We start from the raw sequence: 19,461 nt of genomic DNA on the forward strand, positions 1-19,461 counted from the left end.
ATAAAAAAGCACATCTAACAAACGTTAGGTGTGCTTTATGACATCATGCGCAAAATTTCGTTGTAAGCCTCTTCAATTTCTTTTCTGAAATTCGTACCCTCAAGTCCAGGTTCTGTTTGTTCACAGATATCAACAACATCATCGTTTAAATACCTGGCAATTAAAGGGTGCTCTTTTTCTATTTCCCAAAAATTATCATTAATGAAATCTTCTATTTTTGAAGATATCTCATGTTCTGGTTTTCCTATATCATTGATTGCCAACTTCATCATTTTTATTATCGTTTCTAGTTTTCCCATCTATCTTCACCCAATCCCTTCTGGGCATCTTTCTATCTGAAACAGATACTATATCACCTGTCTTAGGATTTCTTAGTAAATGGATGATACCATTAGAATGCACAAGCCTTCCGTCTTCATTTTGTATATACAATGGCTTGGATTTTGCTAATTTTATAATATCCTCCGTAGTAAACCCTTTTTTGTTTACTGCTCTATCCATTGCCCTGCTTACAGCATGGTCTGAGAATTCAACCCCAGCCTGACTGGTTTCCCTATAAAATCGTATAGCCCTTGCTTTAAATGCTGGAGTCCAGTTTTTCTCTTCCAACTTCTTTAGCGTCTGTAAATTTAATGCTGCATTCGGGGTTTGTTTAATCTCTTTTCTTTCCTGTATCTTAGCATCTTTATTGACATCAGTCCATTTCTTAGACCAAACATCCTGCTTTTTGCCATCACCCGGAAAATAATCTACCGTGCACCTGCAATACCTGTGCCGCCTGTACACATCCTGGGGCACATCCGGATATTCATAGACCCCTACAACCGCCTTACACCAGTCGCAACAGTTCCCGGCCTCCCGGCGAATAATCTTAGGGCTTAGCCCTGCCCGGTACTGAAAGTCAGCATTGGCCTTAACGGTATCATCTACTATAGCCTGGGTAAAATTAATAACCGGCTCCCTTAAGAGCCATTTCCCCTGACTCACGATCACCTATTTGTGGGTATAAAAGCATTTCTTGCTCTAAAAACGTTCGTTTAAAACATATATGATAGGCCTCTTTTGAGCCTCGGACCCTGGAGTCAAGTCCATAATCTTGTGTAAAATACGCCTGTACAACATTCGACCTCTAAAAACTAATATAAGCTCTAGGTGATGAAAGCCATTGGTCGCTTTCGTGCGCCGATTAAGCGATTCGCTGAGGCTGTATTGGGGAAAATACGGACTACTTTCTCCCGACGCCTTATTTCTTCATTCAATCGCTCCAGTAGCTTTGTGCTACGGAGTCTTGGGTGGGTTTGACCAACTACAGCATATTAAAATGCATCTTCAAATCTTTCATCCAAGATATCACAAGCCTTCTTATAGCCTGCTTGATTCTCATATTCTGCAATGACTTGGTCTTTAACCTTCTCGCTTCATCTACCGAGCTAATACGAAAGATTGCTTTTACCTTCTCGCGAAAGGCTTGAGAGCCTTTTTTAGGAAGGTATCGGAAGATGTTAGGTAAAAAAATGGACTTGGCACCGTTGCTAAGAAACACCTGTGAAAGACTTTCCAATGGCTTTTACCAGGCTTTTGTGGGCATCTGAATAAGGCATGTCATGCCGTGAAGCCCTCGCTCCTTTATAAGTCATCAAAAAAGTGGGACCAAGTCTGTTCACTTTCACTCTCTTGTATGAGAAAACCTAGGACTTCACGGTCACTTTCTTGGCTAATACCAACTGCAATATGACAACTCTTTGACAGGACCCGGTCATTTTCTCGTACTTTAATATAAAGAACATCTACCATCAGGTAGGGCTAGGCTTTTTCTGTTAGCTGGGCATGTTGCCATTCATGAACCATTCCATCAAGTTCTTTGGTAAGGTTAGAAACAAAGGATTTAGAAATCTTCTTTCCACATAGCTCCTCTACAATCTTACTTACCTTAGTGTGGAAACCCCTTGGACATACATTTCTAAGATAGAAGTAAGGAGGGCTTTTTCATTACGCTGATAGCGGTCAAAAATATCCGTTGAGAACTGGCCATCTCGTGTTCTAGGCACACGGAGGGTCAAATGACCAATTCGTGTAGTATACTCCCGTTCATAATAGCCATTACGATGACTTGTGCGTTCATGATTACGCTCGTAGTTGCCAACACCAATATATTCATCCCGCTCCTGTTCCATGAGTTGATTAAAGACGGTCGTCAGAATATTTTTACTCAGCTCATCTGATAATGTACTTGGGTCATATGAGTCCTCTTGGTATGTTTTTTTGGGTTAAAAACATTGTACCGCAAAAGGACTGATATGACCTTTTTACTTTTACACAATGATATGGACTTTACCTCATCACGGGCAAGTCCTGGACAGATAACACCTTCATCTTCCAAACCTCAAACCTAACCCCCTACTGCCAAACCAACGTCCTGAAGCACCTTAAGCGACTCCTGAAGAAAGCCGGCCTCCCCGAAGATATTACCAATCACACCCTCCGCCATACCTTCGCCACCCGCCTAGTCGAACAAGGGACAGATATTAGCATCGTAAAAGAACTCCTAGGCCATGAAGATATCTCCACCACCGCCGACTACTACATCGACATCTCCACCGACCTCCTCGATGCCCAACTGGAAAAAATATCCGCCATCCTATCGTAACCACTGTACACTGAACTGTACAAACGCCAGAAACACAACAAAGCAGGTTCACGGAAAATCCGCAAACCTGCTTTGTTAACGTATCGGAGCGACTGGATTTGAACCAGCGACCTCTGCAACCCCAAATTAGAGGCGATAATCTCCATGTAACTTTATACGATAGACAAATGGCTTTATAGAGCCTTTTGTAGCTGCTTCAATATTCACCATTAAGCCTTTTTGTACCTGTATCGCTTCATATGATGCGTGTTACGTGCTAGGGAAGTGCTAGGGAAAACATGAAGTGTTTTACATGGCTTAAGGGCTACAGTATAGTATAAGTACAGGGAGGCTTATTTTATTTAACAGGCTTGTTGTCCCTGCTCAGCTCTTGTGGATAGACGCTTTCACGCAAGGCTATAAGGTCTTTTAGCTCTGCTAGGTCTTCTGCTGTTGCCCGCTTGCGAATAAAGGACCTGGCGGCAGTTCTGCTGGATAGGTAATTCCTATGTTCCCTATTGTTTTGCGCCCATTTTTTATCTGCTTTAGGGCTATAAACAGCCTTTCTATCGGCCATACAAAATCACCTCTTCCATAAGTAAATGCGGATAATGAGTGCTGCAATACTGGCGATACAGATAAGGGTCCAAAATAATATTTCCATTATTTTTCCTTGGATGATATACTTAAGGTACCCCCGAAGGGGTGGGGGCTTATTTGCCCCCTTTGTCTTGGCCGCCTTTTGTTGCTTTGATTAGGTCGATAATTGATGTTACCAGGTTTGTTATCGCCGTTACAGCAACAAGGGCGGTTATTATCTTTTCATCCAAGGCCATCACCTCCTCTCATGGTTATATTATAGCATGGTGCTTGCACTATGTAAAACCTTTTTCATAGAAAAACCGCCTATTTTAGGCGGCTTTATTTTTATTCAACGGGCTTATTATCTTTACCTAATTGCGTTGGGAATACCTGTCTTCTGAGGGTTATAAGGTTTTCGAGTTCCTCTAAGTCTTCTTCCGTTGCTAACTCTCGGATGAAGGTCCTAGCAGTAGAACGATAATTTAAGTACCGCTTATGGTCCTTATTAGCCCTGGCCCATTTTTTATCAGCTTCAGGATTATAGACTGCTTTTCTTTTAGACATTCGCTTGCCTTTCTCTTGCCATGTTTGATATACTTAATAAACACAAGGCGGTGGCAAGCCCGCCTGTGTTTTCTGTGTTTGACCTACTGTTATTTCAGTAGGTCTTTTATTTTTTCAATAGCTTCTTCTTTGCTTTCGCTACTTTCAATGATTTGGATAATCATTTTCAAGACTGCTTGGAATTGTTCATTCGTCATACCTTCCATCTTATTCTCCTTTCTGCTCTTGCCCGCTTATTGTAGCTCCCTGCTACACTTATATAATATCATAGTGATATCACTATGTCAATGGTTTTCCCTATCTTTTTTATTATTTTCTATAGACCTATGCCCTATGGTTCGCTTTTTCGCCCCATCTTGGTCCGTTAAACGAGTTATAATTATGCCCAATAAAAATAAGCCCCCGCTCATGCAGGGGCTTATCTCATGCCTACTTTTCTAGTCTTCTCAGCTCACTGGCGGCATATTCCAGGCGGGTCATCATAGCATTGGGCCGCTGGCCGTCTACGATGTCTTTTTCTGTGGCCTCTTGCCAGGCGTCTTTGCCCCAATCTGCGGGGGTATCCTTGTGGGCTTGGTCATATAGGCTAGTGATCCATTCTGCGACTTCCGGTCTCAATTCCACTTCATCCTTTCTTGTCTTGCCTTGGCCTGCATAGATTTCTTCGGCTCTGGCAATCAATCGGTCTAAATCGTAGTTACCGGGACACTGAGTGGACATATAATCCCTATGCCGCTTGACGGGCAACTTGCCCCACTCATGCCACAGGTCGGCTACTAATTCTGCGACGGTTTCGTGGTCGCTATCCCAGGCCCTGGGATTGCACTCAACGCCAATGGTTGTCTGGTTTACGTAAGTCGGTTCAGCCACATGCCAGGCCATTAGGTGGGGGTCTACAATACAAGCCACCTTACCGGCCTCCACCACATAATGAGCCGACGCCCTCGACCGAACATCACAAAGCCAGGACACCACACCGTCAAAAGACGGCTTCTTAGCCGGGTCATCCCACCAATGGATGACAATGGCCTCTGTCTTGGACCGCTGGCCCCAGTGGTTAGGGCTGTCGTACTGGGTAATGTACTGGTAATTACTGCCTTTACCCACGCCTTTTGTCATGGTCTCACTCCCTTGCTTATCATATCGCGTTAAGTCGTATTGCTCGATTAAGTTAATGAGCTTAGTTGCATAATCCGGAGCGGTGGCATAACCCGCCACCTGGATGGCCCGACAGGCTTTGATATAGCCGCTCTCGCCGATGACGGCGGCGTAAAGATTTTTACGCCAGTCAGTAGATGTAAAAAAGCGGGCATGGTCGGCCACGCTGTCGGCCCAGCTATCATAAGCCCGGAAGGTGGCATGGATGGTGATGTACCGGCCGTTTACCCACTCCTTGGTTGGGACGGTCAGGGTCTTGCCCTGCCAGTCATCGCTTGCCTTGATGCCAAAGAGGTTATTCGCCTGGACTGCCAAAACGCTCGTCCCCCAGCCGCTTTCAAGGATGGCCTGGGCGATGGACAAAGACGGTAGGATGCCTTCCTGCTCCCAGCCTTGAACCGCCCCCGGGGCAATGCCGGCAATAAAGCTTGTTTGGTCCATGGCCCTTACTCCTTTTTTCCAAGGGTCTTTTTCATCTTGTTGACTTCAGCTTCAATGGCCATGTCCAGCTTGGCTTCGTCGTAGATGAGGCCTTGCTTGGCCAGCCAGGCTTTAACCTGGGACTTCTTCTGCCGGCCGGTGGCGGTAGCCGATACCTGCTCTACTGCATTAACGGCAATACCGACCCACTTAAGGGCCTCTGCCCGCTTGGCGTCTGTTTTGGCTGTATGGTTAATTGTAAAGGCGGCAAGGGCCAGGATAAGGGCCGTAGCTGCCATGAGGATTTCTGTAATGTCCATAGTTAGTCTCCTTTTTTATCCATTTCCTTATTTAAGGCCGTTAGTGTCTTCTTTAGGGCTCTGGGTATGGGTAAACCTAAAAGGCCCGCATTTTCCAAGATAGATAGGCTCTCGTTGATAATAAAAAACATGATCGATACGTCGGTCACGATGGGCTTGCCTAAGGCCAGGTCCAGGAGCCGGGCCACCAGGATAACGGCGATAATCCCGCCCTTACGGACCAGGCCCTTTAACCCGGCCGCTGAACAAAGCCGGCCATCCGGCGACTTGGGACTGGCGCCATAGGCGGCTACGGCTATGCCTCCGGCGTAATCGATGACCATTAAGGCGATAAGCACCTGCATAAGGCCTGCTGAAGCCACGCCAAAAAGCCCGGCGATAACTCCACTACAACAGCTAATGATTAAGGTGCAAATCCGCCTGACTGCTTCAAAATCCATGGGCACCTTCTTTCCATAAAAAATACCGCCTGGGTAGGCGGTATGGTATACTATTTTGCAAGGACTTCCGTCCCCAGCCGCTTATCGGCGGAGGGGAGGTGATCTTCATGTTACACATTTTCCTGCAGCTCGACCTTAACTTGCTGGTGATCATGCTGCTAGTCATCAGCCGATGGAAGTCCCGTTAAGGTCAAAACCCCACCAATGGCAGTTGGTGGGGTTTTTGGTGTTTCATGTTACATATTTTCCTTGCTCTTAGTATACCACCTGCTTATGACTCTTGCAAGCTTGCCGTTACTCAGCCGGTTTTTCTTCTTTCATGACCGGTTTCCCATCGACGCCTACGCCGTAAGCATCTAAGCAATATTTTACGGCGGGTTTCCACGCTTCAGTGATATCAGTCCACTTCAAAAGACCGTCCATAATGGCAAAAGCTAGCATAACTGCAAAACGCATACTGTCACCTCCTTTCAGGGCAACAAAAAAGCACCTGATAGCAAATGCCAGGCGCTTTGTCATGGAATTTCAGGCGGCGTCATTCCGCCCATTAAGTTTTTAAGCGTTTCTGCATCCGGCTGAGGGCCTGTGGACATTGGTAAGTCTTTAGGGTCGGCCGGGGTGTCTGGAATATCCGGAGGGGGCGTGGTAGCCATACCAATCTGCATTAATATAGAAGATTGGGTATCGAGCTTACGAGTGATCTCAGCTATCTTAGCTTCCAGGACCTCTTCCGGAGTTGGTTCTGGTGGGGTATGATTATCGTCTGATATTTCGCCGTCCGCAGTTATTATGGCACCATTGAATTTTTCCTCAATCATTTCTCTCCCTCCATTATTCATTTGGGAAATATGATAGCGTATAAACCATCTATACGATAGGTTTGAACCATAGTGGCTTTTGTATATGTTGTTCGATGATACTTCTTTTGATTATAACCAGAGAGATCTTCGACCCACGGGTTCGAGGTTAAATCAATAGTGGGATACACGCTTACGTCTATATCGACAACGAGTTCTTTTTCGAACTCTATACCAATGGTATATTCTTTTGGTAATTTATATTTTTCGGCATTACCGGTAACGAACACTTTCCCTTTTGACGGAAAGGGATAGCTATGCATATTTGCATATATCAAATTTTGTTGGTTCTTTGCATACGATGATATAACATTAAAGCCATATAAACTTTGAAAACGAATCTCAGGAGACGTGTTATTTTTATTATCACCCAATGCTTTCATTATTGTTTTTCCATCGGCTTTTATATTTATATTATAATGTCGTTCGTCTGGATAAATGCTTTTTGTTTTTGTTCTGTTTCCGTCATAAGACCACGTCCCAGTATAATCGAATCCTCGGTCGTAATTGTATTCATCACTATATTCAACATCAATACGATGGTTCATAGTAGAAGATATTCCTAATAAAATACCAGATCCTTGAATTTTGAATAGAGTTTTTTTACTCCATGCCTTATTTTCATTATTCAGAGTCGACGGAGAAATTTTAGTTCCGATATATTTGTTTAAATTTATACTCTTATCATCTTCATCAGATTCGATGCGTTCAGCCATAACGTATAAATTTTTAAATATGTCTAGTAGAGGAGCAGTTTTAGATAAATGGTCGATCTTTCCGGCATTAAAAGCAATCTCCTTATTTTGCTTAGTTAATTCCGCAATCTGAGACTGCTTAACAACGTTGTTTTTCAGCCAAGTCTGTAGGTCTTTATACTCTCGCAAGATTTCTTTCACGGTATCTTCTACCACGATAATTTTGCGTCCGTTCACCTGGACATCGAGTAACATCTTGTCGAAGACTCTGAGGCTGTTCTCAGCAACTTCCATATTGTCATCAATGGCGGATTTCTTAACATCAACCGTGAAATTGGCCGTCTTGTTGATGTGCCGACCATTCGAATCCTCGACAATTTTAATGGCACATATGACAGACCCGGCTGTAGTTAGCATCTCACTAGGGTAATACACCTCGTAAATCCCTTGATTTGCGTCGACCCGCTTCATAGGGTAGACGCCATTATTGCCGGTCTCGACATGTCTGAAGCCAAAATATAGGTCCGCCTTCTGCGGTTCGACAACACCACCGTTGGTAAGTTGAACACGCAGATTGCGACTGTTGTATTCGCCGGTGTTAGCGTTAAGCGGAGTCTGCCAATCTACTCTATCGTTCGCCGTATCTAGAATAATATCAATACGGCGGAAAGTATCTAAGGCCATAGGTAAAGACCTCCTTTATTTTATTTCTTCTTTTTCCCAGGTTAATACACCATTTCTTATCACCGGAATCAGTCTGTAATTCTTCCCGGTACCTTCATCCTTTACCTTAGCGCTAATTGTATTATCCACCAGGCCTGCTGCGGTCCCGGACAGGGTCCCTACCCGGTCGCTTAAAGCGTCTACTGAGCTTTGCAAGGTTTGACGCAAGGTCGGGGCAGGCTCGCCGAGGTCAACGCTAATGACTTCTTCCTTTAAGGCGTCATAGGTAAGGCCTGTGATCTTCGCCTGAAGGTCAATGTCTTGGTGAGGGATGATAACCCGGACTGTGTCACATAGCTGTAGGCGAAAGCTGTCGGCTGATGAAAAGTTCAAGACCCTTTTTAGGTCTGCTCCGGATACTGTGGCCCGGATGGCCGGCTGGCCAACGTTATTATCCCGGATATACCGGTTAGCCCTGTTGCGCAGGGCCTCTACTGACCTGATTTCATCACTGCTGAAATCGACCACCTTGATGATCTGCCGCATTCCCCCTGTGTAATGAGGAGAGTCGATATAGTATTCAGGCAGGGTAACAACACCTTCCCCATCTTCCGAGCCGCTAAAGGGGTAGATGCTGGTTGCATAGTTGCTATAGTCCACCTCTATTTCAGTATCCAGTAGGTTAACGCCATAGATAAAGGCCACAGCCCGATCCTTTCCCCTATTAGCCAAGAGACTGATTCTAGAGCCATCAAAAAGGTATTCGCCATGATAATGGTCTAAGATACTCCCCCTGACGCCGGCTAAGGCCTCCCGGGCATTATTTACCTCCCCTATCCGCCAACGGAAGGTCCTGGTCCCGTTAATTGACGAGCGGAAGGTAAAATCATTTGCCCCCAGGGTGGCGTTATCCATTTTAATCATGGCGTCCCTAGCGCCGGTGGCTGTGAAGTCAACCTTGGGTTTTAAGGGGCAGCCTAAGAGGTCATAGCTGATGTGCTCGGCGTAAACCTCCAGTTGACCTGTGCTTATGGTTCGCTTAGTCCGTACAATCCGAAAGGGTTGCCGGGTCGTATACCCATCTGGCGGCGCTTCAATGACACGCCCGGGGATAATTTCCTGGGCGGCCTGCCCGGACAAGGGGTAGGTCATTTCCATGGTAAAGGTGTCGTTGCGTTTCTCGCTCACCTGGCAAGTGGTTGCTTCCCCCAAGAAGGTGATAAAATGCTCTGCCTCGGGGTTGTCGTAAAAGTAGTCCTCACCATACAAAAGTGGAATCATCCTAAAACCCTCCATCTGGGCTGCATATAAACAGGCCCTCCCCTGGCCGTAAGCTCAACGGCACTTGCAGCCGGCAAAAAAGGTAGGCGTCGGTAGATGACCTCATCTGCCTTCCCGCTGAAGATATGGCTGCCAGCATCATAGCTAATGTCCCCTTGGGCATCTACGAAGGTTATCCCCTCTGTGCGGTTAATGGTAATGGAGATGCGCCGCTCCGCTTGACCATTTTCCGCGGGGGCCTTCCACAAGGGGTAAGCCGGTAGATTGCCAGGATTATGCAGGGTGATTTTTTCACCGGGCGGCAGGTTCACCCACTGCTCTCCAATAGCTAAATACTTTCCCGGCTGGCAACGGAAGGTCAGTTCCACGGCCCCGAATTGGCGAAGGCTCTCTACGATATTGATGCCCTGTACGTAAATGGCCTGCCAGAAGTACCCCGGCTCCCCGGACCACTGCAATTTGTGGTAGCCCGGCTGCAGAGATAGCCAGGCAGCGATGGCCACTACTGCCTGGTCTAGGGTTTGGCCCTTAGGCGGGATAAGGTGGCAGCGGAAGGACCGGTCTACTGACTTATACCGTTTATTATCCAGGGCCAGGTCTCCATCCCGACCGGGGATTTCCACGAACTCTATGTCATATTCAGGGACCTGCAGGGACATATCATTGAGAATTCGTAAGCCAAACTCTCGTGAAGACCGACCCTTGTAAATGAAATAAGCATCATCATTTCTTGGCCTCATCGTCTACCCAGCCCCCTTTCTCTTTGCCGTTGCAGCCAAGCCATCTCTTCATCTAGTTTAGCGATGCTCTTGGCGGTCTCACTGGTATTGATGTTTTCAACCGTCACCTGGCTATTGTAGTGGCGGCTCTTATCCACACTGCCCCCATAAGCGCCGGAAAAGGCCGGCCGTATAGCTGGGCCGGGCAAATGCCCAAGACCTGTCATGGCCTGCGCCGCCATTCGCTCAGCGGCCGCTCTTACACCACTACTGCCCTGCAGCATCCCCTCTGCCATGCCTGCAGGGATCCATCGGCCAACCTCTCTTTGCATTACCTTAGAGGGGCTGGCGATACCTAGCTCATCTTTTGCTGCGGATATAGCCCCCTGGACAGCCCGGGTCATGGCGTTTACCAGGCTGCTCTTACCATCTTGGACACCCTTGACCAGGCCCTGCATCATCCGCTGGCCAATGGTCTTGAATTCCGGCTCCTTGGTCTTGGCTTCTTCAATAGAAGCCGTCAAAGCTGCGGCAGTGGGGGGCTTAAAGTCGTTAATGTCTAACCGCTTCATGGCTGCAGCTAGGCCCTCTGTCGTCTTTTCAAATTCAGGCACCCGGGTCCGGATGCCGTTAATGACTTCATTGACAAAGTCGGCGCCCAGGTCCACCCCTTTTGCCGATAAGTCGGCTAATTTCTTGACCGCCTCGCGCTGGACTGTATCAAGGGCCTTGATGTATTCCATGGTGTGGCCATCCATCTCTTCTTGGGCCTTTTGCCGGGCCGCAGCCAGGTCAGTTGCCATTTTCTTGCGGGCATCCGTAGTGTCAATGAAGGACTGGACCTTAGCTAGGTCCTGTTTTTTGACCCATTCCTTTTGGTAGGTCGCCCAGGCCTCCTTGGTCATTGAAACCAAGGCCTTTATCTCGCCTGCGGCCTTTGGCCCGGCTTCTTGCAATTCCTTTAAGAGGCCCTCTTCGATGCCTCTCTCTGTAAGGGTGGCCATATCGTTTTGCCAGTCTTCAAAGGCAGCATTCTGGGCCTTTAAATTCTTTAACAGCTCTGTGCCAGTGACTTCCGCCCGCTTCGGCACCTCATCAAAGGTTTTTACCCAGCCGGCTAACTTGTCTGCCCGGGTCTGGAATTCCCTTTCGTAGGCGTCCGTAATCCGTTGTTCTTCTTTAGCCAGGTCTTCGCGGGACTTCGTCATGGCCTTATGGTACTTCTCTTGAGCTGAAATAGTTTTCTTACCGATATCCTCGGTAATCTTTTTTACCTGGTTCCCGATGCGGGCTACTTCATTGGCAATTCGCCTATTGTTTTTCGCCTGCTGAGCCAACACCTTGTCTGTAATTTTCACGGTGCTACGGGCGATATCCTCGGCAACCTTTTGCTCAACAGAAGCCATCCCTGTTGCCATGGCTTGACCAACGTTAGCCCCCATGCCTAGCCCCACCTTGGAAGGGCTGGCAATGCCCAGGACCTTAGCAGTGGCGTCAATCATGGCCCCCGCCATATTGCCCCCGGCCTTGGCGACCTTCTTTTTCTGACCATCAATACCTATAATAAAGCCTTCGCCAGTCCAACGGCCGAGGTCCATAAATACCCTGGATGGCGAGTGGCTCTTTAGCATGGACATGGCAGCGGTAATTGCGCCCTTAACAACACTAGCAGCTGCTTCAGCTACGGCACTGGCCATGCTCATAATCCCATTAATTAGCCCTTGGATCATATCCCGACCGATCCCCAAAAACCTTCCGACAAAGCTCTTTGCTGCTGTAACAGCCCCCTGGACCGCAGACCGTACCTTGGCAGCTACCTGACTGGCCCGGGAAGCAATCCCGCTAATCAGCTGGCCAATGAGCTGGACCCCGGCAGAGAGCATCTGCCCTAAGAATCCCAAAATAGTACCCAGGGCCGCAGCAATAAGCGATCCTGCCGCACCGACTAAGGCCCCAGTTAGAGACAGGACGCCGCTAATCAGGGCGGTAATCAATTGAACCCCAGCAGCTAAAAGCTGAGGGGCGTTAGAAATGATGGCTTGTAACAGGGCTTGAACCAACTGAATGGCTGCATCAATGATCTGAGGTAAGGCCTGGACCAGACCGTCAATAAGGGCAGTAAGTAGCTGAACCCCTGCTTCTATGAGCTGGGGTGCGGCACTGATTAAGGCCTCTAACAGGGTGGTTATCGCACTAATGGCCAAGGGGATGAGCATCGGCAAGGCGGTGGTCAGTCCATTAACCAGGGCCTGAATAATCGTCGTCGCTGCCGACACCAAGGTGGGAATCGCTGTAGTTATCCCTTGGATTAGGCTCGTGATAACTGTTGTGGCTCCTGTAATGAGCATGGGGGCTGCAGTCGTAAGCCCCTGGAGCAAGCCGACAATTAAGGTGGTAGCAGCACCAATAAGGGCGGGGGCCGCTGTGGCCAAGCCTTGACCCAGGCCGCTAATGATTGTCATTGCAGTGCTGGTCATTTGCGGCGCTGCAGCTGTAATCCCTTGGGCTAGACCGGTTAGTATCGTAGTGGCAGCGCCCAATAGGGCAGGGGCCGCTGTTGAAATGGCAGTCGTCAGCTGGGTAATCAAGTTGCTGGCCGTCGCCGCTATCTGTGGGCCCGCATTAGAGATGGCCTCACCTAAGGTAGCAATCAACTGAGACCCTGCTGTGATGAGCGTCCCTCGTAAATTGCCCAGGGCGGGAACCAGCTTATTAAAGCTTTGTACAACCCCATCAACAAGGGCATCAGCATTAATCGCTTCTGGCGACATAATCCCAGCGAACAGAGCTTTTAGGGCCGCTCCAAACTCCCCTGCGCTTTGTAAGGCAGCTTGAAAAGCAGGCCCAATTGGCCCCAAAATATTAGCAAACTTTTCCTTTAATACCGCAACCACATTCCCCAGGCCGCTAAAAACACCGGTTAGTTGCTGGACACCGGCCCCTATGCTTGGGAAATACCTACCCACAGATGCCAAGACAGCAGATAGGTTTTGCCAGTGGGTGTGCAGAAAGGATACCCCCTTTGCCAGGCTGGCCAAGGCAACTACAGCTATCCCGATTGGGGATACTAAAAAGCCCAGCAAAGCCTGGCCAACCCCCATGAGGACGCCCCTTAAGACAACCATGGCCTGGGCGTTGGTCATGGCTGTCAGGCCTAGGGCTCTGAGAGCAGTGACCAGGGCGGGGACAGAGCCCACCAAGGCCATAACGGCTGTTAGAGCAGCCAACAAGGGGGCCGGCAAGTGACCAATGGCCGCAACCAAGAGTTGAAGGGCCTTAATCCCGGCCATAAAGGCAGGGCGCAAGCTATCGAACATAGCAATGGCCAGGGCCGTAAACTTGTTCTTTAGGATATCCAGTTGGGCCTGCACGGTTTTTAGTCGAGCTCCGAACTCTTTCTGTAGGGCCTGGTTTTCCTCCCAGGCCTTTTGAGATATATCCAAAGCCTTGGTGAGCTCCTCGGACGCCCCAGCAAGCCGCATAAGGGTGTCCACTTCCTGTAAGGAGTTTAAACCCAACTCTTTCAGAGTGCTAGATACGTCACCGCCGCTTTTTTTGACCTTATCCAGGCCCTTTACAAAGGCATTAATTGCCTGAGCGGGGCGTTCTTTCCAAGCTGCGGTGAACTCCTCTGCACTCATCCCGGCTACCTTGGCAAAGCCCTGGACCTTGTCACTGCCGGAAAGCACAGCGGTGTTAATCTTTTGCATGGTCCGGCTCATGGCCGACCCACCGGCTTCAGCGTTAATCCCCACAGATGACATGGCCGCTGAAAGGCCCAGGATTTCTGCTTCCGTTAAGCCCACCTGCTTACCTGTACCGGCTAAGCGCAGGCTCATGTCAACAATCTCCGACTCTGTAGTGGCCATGTTATTCCCGAGGGCCACAATCGATGAGCCCAGTCGGCTGTAGTTTTCTTCACTCATCCCGGTAATATTAGCTAGCCGGGCTAGGGATACAGCCGCCTGGTCGCTGGACATATTTGTTGATTCGCCAAGCATGACCATGGTCTTGGTAAAGTCAAGAATGTGGGGGGTTGAGATGCCAAGCTGACCGGCGGCTTCAGCAACTGCCGCAATTTCAGTGGCACTCTGGGGCATCTCCTTACTCATGTTGATAATGCCTGTTCGCAATGTGGACAACTCTGCATCCGTAGCATCCACGGTTTTTACCACCCCGGCAAAGGCGCTTTCAAAATCAATCCCCGCCTTGATGCTGTAGGCCCCGAAGGCTGTCGCTGCGGTACCTAAGACCGTAAGGCCTGCAGCCGCTGCATTGGCAAGCCCCCGGCTCATATTTCCGCCGGCTTGTTTGACACTCTGCAGCTGGCTTTTTATTTCTGCTATCCCCGCCTTAACCCCATCGGAGTTAAGCACGGAATCGATAACCACTCTCCCGTCAGATGCCATATGTATGCCTCCTTTCTTTTTTATTCAGCCAGCGCCCGCAAGTCATACAAGGCCTCTACTGCAGCCGCCTCTCTTGCCTTACGCTGGGCCGGCAGTTCGTAATGTCGCTTTAACTTCAAGATCCGCTTGCGCTCTTCAGCCTGGTCTTGCCCTTTTGGCACTGGACAGGTCCTATAGTGGATGGCCCGCATAATCGGCGTATCATCCGATAAGCCATTAAATAAGGCCATAAAATGAGCCCAGGAGAGTTGCCCCTGGGCTTTTACCAAGTTGATACCATAGTCTTTCATAAATGAAGCAAAAATCCGCTCTGCATCATAAGTAAAGTGAACGATTTCTTCTGCGTCTGCCTCCCCCTCCTGCTCCCCGCCTATGGCCCGGTAGGCCAAGGCAATGACCGCCGCTATGTCCTCTAAGTCAAAAACGCCGGCATACTGAGCATAGGAAGGGACTAAAAGATAGTAGGTCATAATGAGCCGGTCCAAGGCGGTAAAATAAGGATCTTCTGCGACCTCCATACACCTTAAGATGGTGTCAAAGGAAGTGTCTATACTGATGTCATAGGTCTTATAGGCGACGGTCACAACAGGGCCGGCCTGTCGTTCTGTCAGCGTAAACACAGCTATTTGCCTAAGTATTTATTAAACCGGGCAGATGCCGTATCCCCGATGTGCTCTGTCAGCTCACTGACCACTTGGGCCAAGAGGTCTAAGGCTACATAGGAAGATTGGCCACAAAGGTCATAAAGGGATTTACCGCAGCCCTGGCCAAAGAAGAGGTCAAAGGCCTTCATAATTAAATCCCGACCTTCCTCCATAACGGCAGCATCTTGTCGGTTGGCTAAGGCCTGACCATCTGCAGTAATCTCCTCCAGAAACTCCAGGTAGGCTTTTATTTTGTCATCTGCTAAGTCTACGGTGTAACAAGTCCCGGCAATCTCAAACTCAAGGCTACTCTTTTTTATCTCAAGGGTCTTCATGTCTATTTATTCCCTCCTTATACACCCACGGCGCTGCCAGCGGTAATTTTCGGCTTACCGGCAAACTTCAAGGTAAAGCCGCATTCCCCCCGTTTATTGGCCTCACCGGAGGGCTCTTTAATGTCTGTTACCGTCCCCGGACCGATAAGCTTGGTCCCATCCGGATAGGTCACCCGGATAGCAACATCCCGTTCAGGGCCAATGGTGTGGGCCAGGGTGTTGAAGATATAGTTCTGGGCCGGGTCATTGTAGTCTCTGTCGCACTCGAACTCAAAGCTTTTTTGCTGACCGGTAACAGCAGACTCCGCATTGCCGCCCCCATCGTAGTAGTAAAACTCTTCCGACTCCTCGTTATTATCAATCTCCATGCCCTTGATCCCGCTACCCAGCTTGAGCCAGTCATTACCGGTATCTTCAGCGTCTACTTTTTTATTAATATCAAAGCCAAAGTTATGTTGAAGTAGGAAATTCTTTGCCATATCAATCATCCTTTCAAAAATTCTGCGTAAAAGATTAGGCTATACACAAATTCATGATCTGTCCTATAAGCCAAGTGGGGCTCTACATAAATTTCCAGCGTATTGCATCCAATAAGGCCAGGCTGGCTATCTAAGGCATCTGCAATTTTTTCACAAGCCTCAAGTGCTTCTGCCTGTGAAGGGCTTTTGCATTGCACGTCAAAGGCCAGCCCCGCCATCCGACCGCCATCCCTATACCGGGGTCCCGGAGGCCGCGGCAGTGGGATGATGCCGATAGACTGGGCCCCTACATCCGGCCCACCTAGCCTAGTTGGTGCATATAAGTCCAGGGTCTTTAGAGCCTGGTTAATGCCCTGATAAACTTCTAAATGTGTCATCCTTTCAAAATCCTTTCAACTGCCTGAACCCAGGCCTCGCACCGTTCAGCCTTGGCCCTTTCAAACCAATGGTTCCCCCGTTCAGGGGCTCCTGCAAACCGGGCCGGCTCATAGTACCAGCGTTTTGCATAAGGCGTCTGCCAAACAATGCGGCCGGGGCTGGAGTGGGCATGGACGGACCCCTGCAAGGCCCCCATATCCAAGGGGACCTTTCGGGAGGAGTCTTTCATGATTTGGGCATCAAGAACCTGTTGGGCCTCGCCATTCAAACTAAGCTTTTGCAGCAAGTCCTTACCAAGGTCATCACAGTCTATCGTCACATTAAAGCGAATCATATGAGTTGGACCTCCACGTGATGAGGGGTTGCGCCGGAAGCATAGAAGTCATTCACTGCCTGCACGGTCATCTCTGTTCCGTTAAAGATGACCTTATCTTTTGCCTGCCAGTCCGCCGCATCAGGTGCTGCAAATAATAGAGCCTTGTAAGCCAGGTCAGGGGCGCCGGCTGCCCGGCCGGAAACCTGTATTTGCTGTGCCGGTTCAACCCTCACCCCTCGGATAACCTCAGCCGGCCCCCAGGTGTCTCCTATAAAATCATCGGCGACATAAGGCTGTCGGGTCACTGTATGGACCAAGAGGGCTGGCCGAATCATAGCCGCCCCCTGTATAGCAGCCCTGTATCGCCCAGGCGGCTTTTAATGATTTGTCTCGCCTGGATTTTCACCTGGTCTGCGCTGTACTCGTCCGACCGGTGGTACTTAACGGAATAACTGCCAATTGTCTCTGCGTCAACCTCAGGTGCCGCTGCTTTTTCATCTGCGGCCCTTTTAAGTAGGGCAATCAATTCACACAGGGTTGCTTGAAAACGGCCAAAATAAGGGTCATCTTCTGACGGTAGCCGGTGAAAACAAGCCGCATCTAGGCTAGCCAGGGCATCCCGTTTAAACTGGATAAACTCCCCGTCAGAGATATCAAGCTCCGGGTACTTAACGAAGAAGTCCGCAAGGGTAATCACTTGTCATCATCTTTCTTTTTAGCTGCCGAGCTTTTCTTTTCCACCTTTTCTATGGTGATTTCCCGGGCAAAGCCGGCCTGGATAATTTCCAGGGCCCGCTTCTCGTCTGCATAATCTAAAAGCGCACCGGCTTCTACCGGTACACCTCTTTCAAAATCATTGAAGTCACTTGTTACATAGATCAGCATAGGCCCCTCCTTATACGCCTGCAGCCTTAATGGTCCCTTTGACAACCCCATTCAAGTTTTCCGCAAAGAGGACAATGCCGTACATGGCCACTGTTTCGCAGGTCAGCCGCTGCTTGTTCACATCATGGGTGATGCCGATGAGGCCTGTTTCATCGGTAGTCAGGTCAAAGGTAGAAGCTAAGGGCCCACTCATGGCGGCATAGGCCAGGACTAGGTTCTGGGCTGCTGTGGCGTAAAGGGTCCCCTTGGGAATGGACGGATGGGCGAAGACGACTTTGAAGTTGAGGAAGTTTTCCAGGTAGGACATCCCAAAGGCACTCTGGGTGCTCACCTGGGCAGTGCCTAGGTAGTCGGCGATATCATCTGTGGATACAAAGCCGATGACGGTGACATCATCCTCTTCAAAGGCCTTGGTTACCCCGCCCCAAGCCTGGGCTATGGTGGCCTGGAGGCCTGTTGCCGTCACAGCGCCGGTCCCGGTTTTCAATTGGCCCAGGAGCTTGTCCCGCAGGCCCTTCTGGATCTCACGGACAAACTTGGCGTCTGTCTGCTGGACGGCTGCGTCAAAGCCCACGTCCTGAATGAGTTCCGCAGGAACCGCTTTCCGGCGTTTGTCCCAGGCCAGCTCATAGCTCTTGTCCGGCTTTTTCTCAACCTTAGATAGGGGGATAATCTCACCCGGGGCCACTTCACCGCCGGCTAAGGTGACGGTGCTCTTGTAGGTTTTAATAACAGAACCGGCGGCCATGGGCATTTTGCGTTCCAAGCCTAAGAGGTCTGCTAAGCTATTCAGCTTTAAGCCGAATTGTTCTACAAAGTCAATGTTTAATACTTGCGCCGCTGTAAAATCGTTGCGGCTTTGTAAGTTTGTTTCTGCTGCCATAATATCTCTCCTTTAATCAGTATATAGGGCAATGTTTTCTGCAATAGCCTTGCGGCGGGCTGCCGGGTCCTTAATGGCTGCAATTTCCGCCCGGGTCATCTTGGCCTTTTCAGGCTTACTCTTGCTCACGCTGGCCCGAACGGCATTCATACCGGTATCTGCCGGCGGCTTTTCTGTAAAATGGGGAAAGTCTTTCAGCACCTGGTCAACAGCTTCCTGGATAGTGTCTGCTTCTACAGTATTCGCCAGCTTGACCACATAGCTGATGTGGTTTTCGCCGACGCCCTTCTTTAAGGCGTAGTTCTCCACCTGCATGGCCCGCATATCTTCCTGCAAGCTTGCTAACGTCTGTTTGGTTTCTGCGTCTTCAGCTTGGTCTGCGTGCTGGTCTTTCTCCTTGCTCCTTTCTCGCTGAAGGCGCTTTTGCACAATGGCATCTACTTCAGCTTGGGTAAAGCGCTTCTCTTCGTCTTGCTGCGCCTGGTCCTCGGGGACTTCGGTTTTTGTTTCTGCCGCCTGGTCTGCTTGCTCTTCTGCGGCAGGCGTGTTTTTATCTTCGGGCATTGGTTACCTCCTTGTTAGCGTCCTGTAAGACGATATCCGTCACAGTTTTCTGCCATAAGCGTTTTGGGCATAGAAAATAGACCTTTTAACGACTTGTCCAGGTCGCTTCGCGTCACCCAGCGTGGGAGATAATGGATCACCTCCTAGAGCTTCAGAAACATTGACTTATGTCCCATCCGCCTCACCCCCTTGCTGATTTTGGCATGAAAAAACCACCCTTTCAGGTGGTTGGCTATAAGATTT

Annotated in this window: 24 protein-coding genes and 1 pseudogene; 1 reads left to right on the forward strand and 24 read right to left on the reverse strand. The window is 49.2% G+C overall.

Annotated features, from left to right (window positions below):
- Positions 1 to 35 precede the first annotated feature (35 nt).
- The 3 genes and pseudogenes from ACLGL1_RS08000 to ACLGL1_RS08010 all read right to left on the reverse strand — a co-directional run.
- Complete coding sequence (locus tag ACLGL1_RS08000; RefSeq protein WP_411008176.1) at positions 36 to 299, reverse strand: hypothetical protein; 264 nt, start codon at positions 297 to 299, stop codon at positions 36 to 38.
- On the reverse strand, positions 250 to 987 hold the full coding sequence (locus ACLGL1_RS08005) for a hypothetical protein (RefSeq protein WP_411008177.1): 738 nt from the start codon (positions 985 to 987) through the stop codon (positions 250 to 252). The genes ACLGL1_RS08000 and ACLGL1_RS08005 overlap by 50 nt, the downstream gene beginning before the upstream one ends.
- A 142-nt stretch (positions 988 to 1,129) precedes the next feature.
- Positions 1,130 to 2,228, reverse strand: a pseudogene (locus tag ACLGL1_RS08010) (IS256 family transposase); the annotation flags it as partial.
- A gap of 143 nt (positions 2,229 to 2,371) precedes the next feature.
- On the opposite strand from ACLGL1_RS08010, the gene ACLGL1_RS08015 reads away from it, so the two are divergent.
- A complete protein-coding gene (locus tag ACLGL1_RS08015; protein WP_411008216.1) occupies positions 2,372 to 2,647 on the forward strand; it encodes a tyrosine-type recombinase/integrase in 276 nt (91 codons plus the stop codon).
- A gap of 337 nt (positions 2,648 to 2,984) precedes the next feature.
- Here the strand turns inward: ACLGL1_RS08015 and ACLGL1_RS08020 are convergent, their stop codons facing one another.
- The 21 genes from ACLGL1_RS08020 to ACLGL1_RS08120 all read right to left on the reverse strand — a co-directional run bounded on the left by ACLGL1_RS08020 (position 2,985) and on the right by ACLGL1_RS08120 (position 19,218).
- A complete protein-coding gene (locus tag ACLGL1_RS08020) occupies positions 2,985 to 3,203 on the reverse strand; it encodes a hypothetical protein (protein WP_411008178.1) in 219 nt (72 codons plus the stop codon).
- Positions 3,204 to 3,553: 350 nt separating this feature from the next.
- Complete coding sequence (locus ACLGL1_RS08025; RefSeq protein ID WP_411008179.1) at positions 3,554 to 3,772, reverse strand: hypothetical protein; 219 nt, start codon at positions 3,770 to 3,772, stop codon at positions 3,554 to 3,556.
- 429 nt (positions 3,773 to 4,201) lie between these two features.
- Positions 4,202 to 5,371 carry a glucosaminidase domain-containing protein gene (locus ACLGL1_RS08030; protein WP_411008180.1) on the reverse strand — a complete coding sequence of 390 codons (1,170 nt, stop codon included), beginning with the start codon at positions 5,369 to 5,371 and terminating at the stop codon, positions 4,202 to 4,204.
- A 5-nt stretch (positions 5,372 to 5,376) separates the two neighbouring features.
- Positions 5,377 to 5,670 carry a phage holin, LLH family gene (locus ACLGL1_RS08035; RefSeq protein ID WP_411008181.1) on the reverse strand — a complete coding sequence of 98 codons (294 nt, stop codon included), beginning with the start codon at positions 5,668 to 5,670 and terminating at the stop codon, positions 5,377 to 5,379.
- 2 nt (positions 5,671 to 5,672) lie between these two features.
- A complete protein-coding gene (locus tag ACLGL1_RS08040; RefSeq protein WP_411008182.1) occupies positions 5,673 to 6,110 on the reverse strand; it encodes a holin family protein in 438 nt (145 codons plus the stop codon).
- Between the two features lie 294 nt (positions 6,111 to 6,404).
- On the reverse strand, positions 6,405 to 6,566 hold the full coding sequence (locus ACLGL1_RS08045; protein ID WP_411008183.1) for a hypothetical protein: 162 nt from the start codon (positions 6,564 to 6,566) through the stop codon (positions 6,405 to 6,407).
- A 59-nt stretch (positions 6,567 to 6,625) separates the two neighbouring features.
- Positions 6,626 to 6,928: a hypothetical protein gene (locus tag ACLGL1_RS08050; RefSeq protein ID WP_411008184.1), complete on the reverse strand. Its 303-nt coding sequence runs from the start codon at positions 6,926 to 6,928 to the stop codon at positions 6,626 to 6,628.
- Positions 6,929 to 6,945: 17 nt separating this feature from the next.
- Entirely contained in the window at positions 6,946 to 8,346 is a 1,401-nt protein-coding gene (locus ACLGL1_RS08055) for a BppU family phage baseplate upper protein (protein ID WP_411008185.1), read from the reverse strand.
- Between the two features lie 15 nt (positions 8,347 to 8,361).
- Complete coding sequence (locus ACLGL1_RS08060) at positions 8,362 to 9,606, reverse strand: phage tail spike protein (RefSeq protein WP_411008186.1); 1,245 nt, start codon at positions 9,604 to 9,606, stop codon at positions 8,362 to 8,364.
- Entirely contained in the window at positions 9,603 to 10,346 is a 744-nt protein-coding gene (locus tag ACLGL1_RS08065) for a hypothetical protein (protein WP_411008187.1), read from the reverse strand. Before ACLGL1_RS08065 ends, ACLGL1_RS08060 begins: the two co-directional genes overlap by 4 nt.
- Positions 10,343 to 14,734 (reverse strand): phage tail tape measure protein, encoded by a 4,392-nt coding sequence (locus tag ACLGL1_RS08070; RefSeq protein WP_411008188.1) that lies wholly within the window; start codon positions 14,732 to 14,734, stop codon positions 10,343 to 10,345. Before ACLGL1_RS08070 ends, ACLGL1_RS08065 begins: the two co-directional genes overlap by 4 nt.
- A 20-nt stretch (positions 14,735 to 14,754) precedes the next feature.
- The gene (locus ACLGL1_RS08075) at positions 14,755 to 15,354 is read right to left on the reverse strand and encodes a Gp15 family bacteriophage protein (protein WP_411008189.1); all 600 of its coding nucleotides are present in this window, start codon (positions 15,352 to 15,354) and stop codon (positions 14,755 to 14,757) included.
- Positions 15,355 to 15,356: 2 nt separating this feature from the next.
- Positions 15,357 to 15,713: a hypothetical protein gene (locus ACLGL1_RS08080; protein ID WP_411008190.1), complete on the reverse strand. Its 357-nt coding sequence runs from the start codon at positions 15,711 to 15,713 to the stop codon at positions 15,357 to 15,359.
- Between the two features lie 17 nt (positions 15,714 to 15,730).
- Positions 15,731 to 16,192: a phage tail tube protein gene (locus ACLGL1_RS08085; protein WP_411008191.1), complete on the reverse strand. Its 462-nt coding sequence runs from the start codon at positions 16,190 to 16,192 to the stop codon at positions 15,731 to 15,733.
- A 5-nt stretch (positions 16,193 to 16,197) separates the two neighbouring features.
- Positions 16,198 to 16,410 carry a hypothetical protein gene (locus ACLGL1_RS08090; protein ID WP_411008192.1) on the reverse strand — a complete coding sequence of 71 codons (213 nt, stop codon included), beginning with the start codon at positions 16,408 to 16,410 and terminating at the stop codon, positions 16,198 to 16,200.
- A gap of 155 nt (positions 16,411 to 16,565) precedes the next feature.
- The gene (locus ACLGL1_RS08095; RefSeq protein WP_411008193.1) at positions 16,566 to 16,904 is read right to left on the reverse strand and encodes a minor capsid protein; all 339 of its coding nucleotides are present in this window, start codon (positions 16,902 to 16,904) and stop codon (positions 16,566 to 16,568) included.
- Positions 16,901 to 17,221 carry a putative minor capsid protein gene (locus ACLGL1_RS08100; RefSeq protein ID WP_411008194.1) on the reverse strand — a complete coding sequence of 107 codons (321 nt, stop codon included), beginning with the start codon at positions 17,219 to 17,221 and terminating at the stop codon, positions 16,901 to 16,903. The genes ACLGL1_RS08095 and ACLGL1_RS08100 overlap by 4 nt, the downstream gene beginning before the upstream one ends.
- Positions 17,218 to 17,583, reverse strand: a complete 366-nt coding sequence (locus ACLGL1_RS08105) for a hypothetical protein (RefSeq protein ID WP_411008195.1) — start codon at positions 17,581 to 17,583, stop codon at positions 17,218 to 17,220. Before ACLGL1_RS08105 ends, ACLGL1_RS08100 begins: the two co-directional genes overlap by 4 nt.
- A complete protein-coding gene (locus tag ACLGL1_RS08110) occupies positions 17,580 to 17,771 on the reverse strand; it encodes a hypothetical protein (RefSeq protein WP_411008196.1) in 192 nt (63 codons plus the stop codon). The genes ACLGL1_RS08105 and ACLGL1_RS08110 overlap by 4 nt, the downstream gene beginning before the upstream one ends.
- A 10-nt stretch (positions 17,772 to 17,781) precedes the next feature.
- Positions 17,782 to 18,654, reverse strand: coding sequence for a hypothetical protein (locus ACLGL1_RS08115; protein ID WP_411008197.1), 873 nt, complete (start codon positions 18,652 to 18,654; stop codon positions 17,782 to 17,784).
- A 12-nt stretch (positions 18,655 to 18,666) separates the two neighbouring features.
- Positions 18,667 to 19,218: a hypothetical protein gene (locus ACLGL1_RS08120; RefSeq protein WP_411008198.1), complete on the reverse strand. Its 552-nt coding sequence runs from the start codon at positions 19,216 to 19,218 to the stop codon at positions 18,667 to 18,669.
- Positions 19,219 to 19,461 lie beyond the last annotated feature (243 nt).

Origin of the sequence: Peptococcus simiae, from assembly GCF_046569735.1 — a bacterium.
GTDB lineage: Bacteria > Bacillota > Peptococcia > Peptococcales > Peptococcaceae > Peptococcus > Peptococcus simiae_A.

Bases quoted from the DNA above. Each gene is read 5' to 3' on its own strand.
- ACLGL1_RS08120 (WP_411008198.1), bottom strand. From the start codon at position 19,218: ATGCCCGAAGATAAAAACACGCCTGCCGCAGAAGAGCAAGCAGACCAG.
- ACLGL1_RS08035 (WP_411008181.1), bottom strand. From the start codon at position 5,670: ATGGACATTACAGAAATCCTCATGGCAGCTACGGCCCTTATCCTGGCC.
- ACLGL1_RS08040 (WP_411008182.1), bottom strand. From the start codon at position 6,110: ATGGATTTTGAAGCAGTCAGGCGGATTTGCACCTTAATCATTAGCTGT.
- ACLGL1_RS08050 (WP_411008184.1), bottom strand. From the start codon at position 6,928: ATGATTGAGGAAAAATTCAATGGTGCCATAATAACTGCGGACGGCGAA.
- ACLGL1_RS08090 (WP_411008192.1), bottom strand. From the start codon at position 16,410: ATGGCGGGGCTGGCCTTTGACGTGCAATGCAAAAGCCCTTCACAGGCA.
- ACLGL1_RS08055 (WP_411008185.1), bottom strand. From the start codon at position 8,346: ATGGCCTTAGATACTTTCCGCCGTATTGATATTATTCTAGATACGGCG.
- ACLGL1_RS08065 (WP_411008187.1), bottom strand. From the start codon at position 10,346: ATGAGGCCAAGAAATGATGATGCTTATTTCATTTACAAGGGTCGGTCT.
- ACLGL1_RS08070 (WP_411008188.1), bottom strand. From the start codon at position 14,734: ATGGCATCTGACGGGAGAGTGGTTATCGATTCCGTGCTTAACTCCGAT.
- ACLGL1_RS08110 (WP_411008196.1), bottom strand. From the start codon at position 17,771: ATGCTGATCTATGTAACAAGTGACTTCAATGATTTTGAAAGAGGTGTA.
- ACLGL1_RS08085 (WP_411008191.1), bottom strand. From the start codon at position 16,192: ATGGCAAAGAATTTCCTACTTCAACATAACTTTGGCTTTGATATTAAT.
- ACLGL1_RS08080 (WP_411008190.1), bottom strand. From the start codon at position 15,713: ATGAAGACCCTTGAGATAAAAAAGAGTAGCCTTGAGTTTGAGATTGCC.
- ACLGL1_RS08095 (WP_411008193.1), bottom strand. From the start codon at position 16,904: ATGATTCGCTTTAATGTGACGATAGACTGTGATGACCTTGGTAAGGAC.
- ACLGL1_RS08020 (WP_411008178.1), bottom strand. From the start codon at position 3,203: ATGGCCGATAGAAAGGCTGTTTATAGCCCTAAAGCAGATAAAAAATGG.
- ACLGL1_RS08045 (WP_411008183.1), bottom strand. From the start codon at position 6,566: ATGCGTTTTGCAGTTATGCTAGCTTTTGCCATTATGGACGGTCTTTTG.
- ACLGL1_RS08000 (WP_411008176.1), bottom strand. From the start codon at position 299: ATGGGAAAACTAGAAACGATAATAAAAATGATGAAGTTGGCAATCAAT.
- ACLGL1_RS08030 (WP_411008180.1), bottom strand. From the start codon at position 5,371: ATGGACCAAACAAGCTTTATTGCCGGCATTGCCCCGGGGGCGGTTCAA.
- ACLGL1_RS08115 (WP_411008197.1), bottom strand. From the start codon at position 18,654: ATGGCAGCAGAAACAAACTTACAAAGCCGCAACGATTTTACAGCGGCG.
- ACLGL1_RS08060 (WP_411008186.1), bottom strand. From the start codon at position 9,606: ATGATTCCACTTTTGTATGGTGAGGACTACTTTTACGACAACCCCGAG.
- ACLGL1_RS08100 (WP_411008194.1), bottom strand. From the start codon at position 17,221: ATGATTCGGCCAGCCCTCTTGGTCCATACAGTGACCCGACAGCCTTAT.
- ACLGL1_RS08025 (WP_411008179.1), bottom strand. From the start codon at position 3,772: ATGTCTAAAAGAAAAGCAGTCTATAATCCTGAAGCTGATAAAAAATGG.